This is a genomic window from Asanoa sp. NPDC050611, from assembly GCF_040654855.1.
Taxonomy (GTDB): Bacteria; Actinomycetota; Actinomycetes; order Mycobacteriales; family Micromonosporaceae; genus Asanoa.
Genome location: NZ_JBFAIU010000643.1, coordinates 1 through 1,960 on the forward strand (window position 1 = coordinate 1; position 1,960 = coordinate 1,960).

Consider the following 1,960-nt stretch of genomic DNA (forward strand, 5'->3'; position numbering starts at 1 on the left):
GGAGTCGACAAGGAGGCGCCGCGGGTCGTGCGGTCAGACCTTTGGGGACGGTGCCGGGTCGAGGTCCGGGTCGGTGCTGGCGGGCTGGGCCGGCACCGCGACCCGTGGGTCGCCCTCGTCGGCGAAGTAGTCGTCGGGCTGCGTGTCGTCGCCGCCGTCCGGCACCTTGCCGGCCCGCAGCGCGAGTGTGACCAGGGCGGCCACCAGGAGGTTGACGGCGACCGCGACCAGGCCCACGTACACCGTGGTCTTGGAATCGGTGAAGCCGAACTTCTCCAGTGCGAACGCCGAGCCGCCGAAGTGGGCGCGGCCCGTGGCGGCGTTGGGGATCTGCCAGAGCATCCAGAAGCCGAGCAGCATGCCCGCCGCCCAGCCGGCGATCAGGCCGCCGCGGTGGAACCAGCGGGTGTAGATGCCCAGGGCGACCGCAGGCAGCGTCTGCAGGATGATCACGCCGCCGATGAGCTGCAGGTCGATCGAGAACTGCGGGTCGAGGAACACGATGCAGGCGACCGCGCCGATCTTCACGACCAGCGACGTGATCTTGGAGACGTTGGCCTCCTGCGCCGGCGAGGCGTCGCGCTTCAGGTATTCCTTGTAGATGTTGCGGGTGAACAGGTTGGCCGCGGCGATCGACATGATCGCGGCCGGGACCAGTGCCCCGATGCCGACCGCGGCGAACGCGATGCCCGCGAACCACGACGGGAACTGCTGGTCGAACAGCAGCGGCACGACCGTGTTGCTGTCGACCGAGCCCTCCTTGGCGCCCGGCAGCGGCTTGACGCCCGCCGCGATCGCCATGAAGCCCAGCAGCGCGATCAGGCCGAGCAGCAGGCTGTAGGCCGGCAGCGCGGACATGTTGCGCTTGATGACGTCGCGGTTGCGGCTGGCCAGCACGCCCGTGAGGCTGTGCGGGTAGAGGAACAGCGCGAGCGCCGAGCCGAGCGCCAGTGTGATGTATTGCCACTGGTTGCCCGCATTGAGCAGGATGCCGTCACCCGGGTTGGGTGACGCGTCGAACTTCGCGTCGGCCGCGTCGAAGATCTTGCCCCAGCCGCCCAGCTTGTACGGCAGGTAGATGATCGCGACGATGATCACGATGTAGATCAGCGTGTCCTTGACGAACGCGATCAGCGCCGGCGCCCGCAGCCCGGACTGGTAGGTGTAGGCCGCCAGGATCGCGAACGCGATGATGATCGGCAGGTGGCGCGCGATCGCGCTGTCGCCGGTCACGCCCATCGTCTTGAGCACGGCCTCGATGCCGACGAGCTGCAGCGCGATGTAGGGCATCGTCGCCACGATGCCGGTGATCGCGATCAGCAGCGCCAGCGTCGGCGACTGGAACCGGGACCGCACGAAGTCGGCCGGCGTCACGAAACCGTGCCGGTGCGAGACCGACCAGAGCCGCACCAGGACTAGGAAGACCAGCGGATAGATGATGATCGTGTACGGGACGGCGAAGAAGCCGGCCGCGCCCGCGCCGAACAGCAGGGCCGGCACCGCGACGAACGTGTAGGCGGTGTAGAGGTCGCCGCCGACCAGGAACCAGGTGATCCAGCCGCCGAAGCTGCGCCCGCCCAGGCCCCACTCGTCGAGGTGGGCCATGTCGTTGGGCGCCCGCCAGCGCGCGGCGACGAAGCCCATGCCGCTGACCAGCAGGAACAGCAGCGAGAAGATGACGATCTCGGTAACGTGGTCGCCCATCGTGCTCACCGCCGCTTCTTGGTCATCTGGTAGACGACCGTGGTCGTCGAAACGCCGAGGACGATGAACAGCAGTTGCAGCCAGTAGAACGTCGGGAAGCCGAACAGCCGCGGCGAGTCATGGTTGAACAGCGGCGTGAGCAGCGGGACGACGATCGGCAGGTCCAGAAGCTCTCGTTAACCGACGGCGACATCCTCTTCAACCGCACAAATAGCGCCGAGCTTGTCGGCAAGAGCGCGGTGTACCGGAGCGACTG

Annotated in this window: 2 protein-coding genes; both read right to left on the reverse strand. The window is 67.8% G+C overall.

Features of this window, described 5'->3' with window-relative positions; translation table 11 throughout:
• Positions 1–33: 33 nt before the first annotated feature.
• Complete coding sequence (gene mctP / locus AB0H87_RS41385) at positions 34–1,704, reverse strand: monocarboxylate uptake permease MctP (protein ID WP_360159215.1); 1,671 nt, start codon at positions 1,702–1,704, stop codon at positions 34–36.
• A 5-nt stretch (positions 1,705–1,709) separates the two neighbouring features.
• Positions 1,710–1,871, reverse strand: coding sequence for a DUF3311 domain-containing protein (locus AB0H87_RS41390; protein ID WP_360159218.1), 162 nt, complete (start codon positions 1,869–1,871; stop codon positions 1,710–1,712).
• Positions 1,872–1,960: the final 89 nt, after the last annotated feature.